Annotated in this window: 5 protein-coding genes; 3 read left to right on the top strand and 2 right to left on the bottom strand. The window is 68.7% G+C overall.

Annotation, left to right across the window (positions count from 1 at the left end; genetic code table 11):
• Positions 1–1,979 (bottom strand): condensation domain-containing protein (locus A9X03_RS00575; RefSeq protein WP_156746432.1); only part of this gene is annotated, 1,979 nt, incomplete at its 3' end.
• Between the two features lie 52 nt (positions 1,980–2,031).
• Positions 2,032–2,253 carry an MbtH family protein gene (locus A9X03_RS00570; RefSeq protein ID WP_067760439.1) on the bottom strand — a complete coding sequence of 74 codons (222 nt, stop codon included), beginning with the start codon at positions 2,251–2,253 and terminating at the stop codon, positions 2,032–2,034.
• A gap of 666 nt (positions 2,254–2,919) precedes the next feature.
• Here A9X03_RS00570 and A9X03_RS00565 point away from each other — a divergent pair.
• The 3 genes from A9X03_RS00565 to A9X03_RS00555 all read left to right on the top strand — a co-directional run.
• The gene (locus tag A9X03_RS00565) at positions 2,920–3,702 is read left to right on the top strand and encodes a GAP family protein (RefSeq protein WP_067889788.1); all 783 of its coding nucleotides are present in this window, start codon (positions 2,920–2,922) and stop codon (positions 3,700–3,702) included.
• A gap of 95 nt (positions 3,703–3,797) precedes the next feature.
• Positions 3,798–5,321 (top strand): CdaR family transcriptional regulator, encoded by a 1,524-nt coding sequence (locus tag A9X03_RS00560; RefSeq protein WP_068259199.1) that lies wholly within the window; start codon positions 3,798–3,800, stop codon positions 5,319–5,321.
• 130 nt (positions 5,322–5,451) lie between these two features.
• Positions 5,452–5,914, top strand: a 463-nt coding sequence (locus tag A9X03_RS00555) for a hypothetical protein (RefSeq protein ID WP_082954884.1), incomplete at its 3' end; no start/stop codon positions are given.

The following is a 5,914-nucleotide window of genomic DNA, read 5'->3' as shown; positions in this document are numbered from 1 at the left end:
GGGGCGAAGATCTCCCACACCGACACGTCGAAGGCCAGCGAATGCGCATGCGACCACACCCCGGGCGCCGGCAACCCCGCATCCAGTGACCCGATCAGCGCCGTCACGTTATGATGCGAGACCCCAACACCTTTGGGCACACCCGTGGTACCCGAGGTGTAGATCAGATACGCCAATCCGTCGGCGTCGGGCTCGGGTAACGCCGCATCCGGGAGCTCGTCGAGGCGCGCATCATCGACATCGATGACCGCCACCCCATGCCCGGCCAGCCGCCCGGCCAGTTCCGCGGTGGTCAGGGCGGCGACCGGCTTGGCGTCGGCCAGCAGGAACCCGATCCGCGAATCCGGGGAGACCGGATCGATCGGCAGGTACGCCGCCCCGGTCTTCAGCACCGCCAACATCGCGGCGATCGCCTCGGCCGACCGCGAAAACAGCAGCGCCACAACCGAACCGGGACCCACGCCCCGGTCAACCAGATACCGCGCCAACCGATTCGAGGCCGCATCCAACTCCCGGTACGACACCGAGACCCCACCACCGCAGACCGCCACCGCCCCCGGCCCGCGTGCGACCTGCGCGGCAAACAACCCGGGCACCGACACCGGACCCGGCACCGGCCCGCTCAAAACGGCCCGATTACCAAAGACATCCAGCCGAGACCGCTCAGCCTCATCGAGCACATCCACCGTCGACAACGACCGTGCCGGATCGGCCGCCATCGCCACCAACAGCCGCTGCAACCGGCTCGCCAAGTCCGAGACGTCGAAGTTCGAGAAGGGCTGTCCGACACCCACCGTGCTCAGGAATTGCTGATCGCCGAACCCGAGGAAGAACAGCCCGAAGTGGCCCACCGGGCCAAAGGTCGTGTACGTCGCGGTCGCCGGCACACCGGCGAGGCTGAGGGTCATCCGGGCCGGGACGAAGTTCACGACCACCCGGTTGGATGCCTGCGGTGCGCCACGGAAGCCGCCGTCGCCACCGAGCATGTGCACCGGGAAACGCTGGTGCCGCAACGCCTCCCGCGACCGCGTATCGACCTGTTTGAGAAACTCGGCGGCGGTGAGGAGGGGCGACGCGTTCAAGACCAGCGGCACCACCCCGGCGAGCATGCCGGGGTGGGTCTTCGACTCCGGGTCCAGCCGGCGGCTGACCGGGAAGTCGAGCACCACTTCGTCGGAATTGTCGGCGCGGAACCCCCGCACCAGGAGTGCGCAGGCGGCGGTGAGGACCGACGACCGGCGGACACCCAGCGACTTGGACAGTTGTTTGATCGCGCCGAGCACCGACGAGTCCAACTGGACGGGCGGTGAGGGGGCGTATGGGTCCCGGTCGCCGGCGAACTGGGTCATTCGATAGCCCGGCTCGGCGCCCGTCGGCAGGTGCTCGTTCCAATAGGCCTCGTCGGCAAGGTAATCCGCGGATGCCGCGTATTCCGACTCGCCGCTGACGAGATCTTGCACCGAACCGAAGAAGGCCGGAGATACGGCCGTGCCGGAGGCGAGCGCGGAGTAGACGGCCGCGATGCGGCGGCCGATCAGCGCGATGCCCATTCCGTCGATCGCGATGTGATGACAGCAGGTGAACCAGTAGTACTCATCGGGTGCCGTCTGGAACAGGTAGAAGTTCATCATCGGACCGGTGAGCGGCATCGGCGTGCGCTGGATCGCCGACGCCCGCTCGCGGGCCTCGCCCTCGGGATCGGCGGACCCGCTCACGTCGTCGAAGACCAGATCGACGTCCGGGTCGTCGATCACCCGCTGAAAGACCTGCCCGTCCGCCTCGAAGAAGCGGGCCCTGAGGCTCTCGGCCTCGCCCACCACGTGGCGCATCGCCTGCTCCAGCAGACCGCGGTCGATCGCGCCCTCGATCCGGACGAGCACGCCGAGTTGCCACGCGACATCGAAGTGACCCGTTTGCTGAGCGAGCCAGATGTCCAGCTGCGCTCGCGTCAGCGGTAGTGCCCGGTCACTGCGTTCCACTAAGTCCCCCCAAAACCCTTCCCGACTCTTTCATACCTAGACGGTCTATACATCACAAACCGGGAGCGGACAGCCTCTCGCGCAGCGATTTAGGGCGCCTATCGGGCCAGTGTTGTTCGACGAAGTCGAGGCACGCCGCCCGTTCGGCTTCGCCGTAGGCCACGCTCCAGCCCGCGGGGACATCGGCGAAGGCCGGCCACAGGCTGTGCTGGTCCTCATTATTGACTAGCACGAAAAATTTGCCCCCGCCGTCGTCGAAAGGATTGGGCTGCAATGGACAACCTCCTCGAACCGAGCTGAGACGTGCAGAAGCGTTGGACGCTGCATCGAAAACGATGCTGCGCTTCTGGATTGGCCGTTGGTTTCGACCAGTGTGGCGTCCTGCCCACCGGCGCCGTGCCAGCGCCTTCGGGCTTTGCGGATATCCCCGTCATGAGGAGACCGTCGTGGCTGCGTTTCGGGCCCCAGTCGGTTCCCCTGCCCGAGTCGCGATGCCGTCCGCAACACCAACGGTAGCCCACGAAACTGGATCGGTGGTTTCACGCGGAACGCCATTCGCGCACCAGCGAACCGTGAGCGTGCTGGCACCACGACTTGCAACGTCGTAATCCACGGCTCGCGCGGCACCCGCCGGTTTGGTCAAACCTGTGAATTTCCTATGCACGAACGGAATTCGCTGCCGCGGGTTGCGGCACGCGTGTCGCGGAAGCCGGCGACCAACCCGGTGTTGTGACAAACTTCACGGGTGCACGAGCGGGTGGTGTTCACAGCGGATTGGCCCGCCGTTCACGGATCGTCCCGCGCCTGGGCATCGCTTGAACGTGTTGCGCCACGCCGAAATTCGGTGGGCGAACCCACATCCTACGGATCGGCGCCGGGGCGGCACGATCCCTCGAGGTTCGGTGTTTAGGGTCGGTGGCCCGCGGGTAGAGATGCGCCAATGTGGGGGTCGGTGCTGGGGTTGGGAATTCTCGCGGCGCTCAATCCCGTGCGCCTCGGGCTGGCCCTCCTGATGATCTCCCGACCGCGGCCCGGGCCGAACCTGCTCGCCTACTGGGTGGGCGGCCTCACCGTGTGTGTGCCCGAGCTTCTCGCGCCCCTGATGCTGCTCAACTTCACCTCGGCGTTCGGCTCGTTCGGCCACGGCTCGACCACGAAGGCCACCAGTTCCACACTTCCGCACATCCAGATCGGCCTCGGCGTGCTCGGGCTGTCGATCGCGGCGGTGATGGCCGTGCGCTTTTCGACGGGCCAGCGAGCGGAGGCCGGCGTATCGAGCGACGCGACCCCGACGCCCGCGGGCGCGCCGATCGCGGTGCCGCGATTCCTGAGCCGCGCGGGGGACGTCCCCCCGGAGGAGGGTTCCGGACCGCGGCGTTTGCTCCACCGCGCCCACCTCGCCTGGGAGCAGGGGTCGCTGTGGATCGCGTGGGTGATCGGCCTGGCGTCGGTTCCGGTCGACGGGGTGCTGTTCATCCTGGCGATCATCGTCGCCTCGAGGGCGGCGGTCGCCACGCAGGTCAGCGCCTCGATCGCGTTCGTCGTGCTGATGTATTCCGTCGTCGAGGTGATCCTGGTGGGATACGTCGCCGCGCCGGCAAGGACCCAAGCCGCGCTGCGGCGGCTGCACGACTGGGTGCGCGCCTACCACCGGCAGATTCTCGTGACCGTCTTCACGGTGGTCGGCGTCTCGCAGCTGGCCCAGGGCATGCACATCCTTTGAGCTGTCGGGTGACAAACCCGGCAATCACATCCGGCCGGCGACCGCGGGAGGATACAAAGGCATCAGCGTCTCGATAATCGGCGTTGGGAGCCCTCGTGATCACTCTGGACCGCTTGGTGAATGTGCTGGGTGGTCATGGGGTCCGGCTGGGTTGGTCGTCGGTGCCTCGGTCGACCGAACTGCGCAGCGTGGTCATTCACGAGATGTCGGGCGGGCGGGCCGTCGTCGGTGATGTTCTGCTGGCCATCGGCGCCGAATCTCTGAGCGAAGCGGTCGAGTGGGCGAACTCGGCGGGAGCGCTGGTGGTGTTGACGCGCGAGGGTGCGGAGCCGCTGACGGTGGGCGAGGACGCCGGGGTCGGGGCGGTGCTGCTGGTCGAGGAGACGCTGCCGTGGAGCGAGCTGGCCGCGGTCATCTACGGGCTGGTGCTGGAGGGCCGCGAGACCGCGGCCGGCCGTGGCCCGACCGACCTCTTCGCGCTGGCCGACAGCCTGGCGGATGCGATCGGCAGCGCCGTCGTCATCCACGACGAGTTGCTGCGAGTGCTGGCGTATTCACGGCTGCAGCAGGACCCCGATCCGGCTCGGGTCGAGACGATTCTGAGCCGGCAGACGCCGGAGCGGCTGCGCGCGCTGTTCGAATCCCGGGGCGTGTTCGCGCACCTGGCGGCGGCCGAAGAGCCGCTCTTCGTCGAGGGCGATCCCGAATACGGTTTGACGGGCCGCATGGTGGTGGCGGTGCGCTCCGGGCGAGAGCTGATGGGGTCGGTCTGGGTGGCGTGTTCCGAGCCGCTGGACGAGCCGGCGCGCACGGCCTTGGCCGCGGGCGCGCACACGGTCGCCATGCACGTGCTGCGGTCACAGGCCAGCGCCGACCTCGAGCGTCAGGTCGAATCCGAGCTGGTGATCCGGCTGCTCGAGAGCAGCGCCGACGCCGCCACGGCGGCGAGCAGGCTCGGCCTGCCCCAGAGCGGCTTACGGGTGATCGCGCTGCAGGCGTCGGTGGGCGCCGAACGCGACGCGGCCCTGCTGCTGGCCTTCGAGCGCGCCACCACCGGCTTCGGTTGGTCACGACCGGGGCGCAGCGCCCTGGCGGGCAACACCGTCTACACCCTGCTTCCCGCGGATCAGGCCACGGCGGCCCGCGACTGGGTGACCGCCCTGACGGCGGCCCTGCCCGAACGGGTGACCGTGTTGGCCGGCATCAGCGGGCCGGCCGACGTGGCCGAGCTCGCCGCGGCCCGGCAGGAGGCCGACGAATGTCTGGCGCTGCACGAGGCGTCGCCCACCTGCGCGCCGCCCGCCTACGACGAATCGTGGGATGACATCCTGCTGCAGCGGTTGCGCACCGCGGCCCGCGCCGGCCGGGCCCCGACCCGTGGACCGGTGGCCGAGCTGCGCCGGCACGACCGCGCCAACGGAACCGACTACCTCGCCACGCTGCGGGCGTGGTTAGAGGCCCAGGGCGATCCGGTTGAAGCCGGTGAGCGTCTCGGTGTGCACGAGAACACCGTCCGTTACCGGCTCCGGAAGATGGCCGAAATCAGCAATCTTCCCTTGGACGACGCCAGGAAGCGGCTGGCCATGATGATCGAACTCGCGGCCACCGACATCGGTTGATCGAGCGCTGTCGGAATCCGACAACGCGCGCCGGCGCCCTTGTCGGATCGGCGCAAGCCGCGCGGTGCCCGGCCGCGCGAAGATCGGGGTGACCAACCACGGTCGCTACCCATTCGAACGAGGACATCCGATGACCACCCCCCGACACGATCACCCCGGGCTGGAGACGTTCACCGTTCCCCTGCCGCGGGGTCTGCTCGCTCGGCTGTTTCGCCGCAACCCGCTGGTCCGGTCGACCGACCGGCTGGAGGCGCTGCTGTTGGTGTTGGCCATCGCGGTGTCGCTGGTCACCGTGCCGATCGCCGCCGCCGTGGGCACCGCGATCCATGAGGACCGTAGCCGCGTCTACGCCGAACAGGTGCAGACGCGGCGCCCGGCCACCGCGACGGTCGTCGGGGACAGCCATCCCCGCACCGATCTCGGAAAACCGACGGTCATGGCGCCCGCCCGATGGGATTTCGCCGGCTCCGAGCGCACCGGGGACATCGCCGCACCGCTCGCGGTGAAAGTCGGTGACCAGATAGACATTTGGGTCGACGACCGGGGCGCGCCGGTTACCCGGCCGAAGATGTCACCGGCCGACGAGGCGGTCG

It is taken from the genome of Mycobacterium sp. E1715 (assembly GCF_001667625.1).
Lineage (GTDB): Bacteria > Actinomycetota > Actinomycetes > Mycobacteriales > Mycobacteriaceae > Mycobacterium.
Note: the sequence above shows the minus strand (reverse complement) of the source record. Positions and strands in the feature narration are given on the sequence as shown.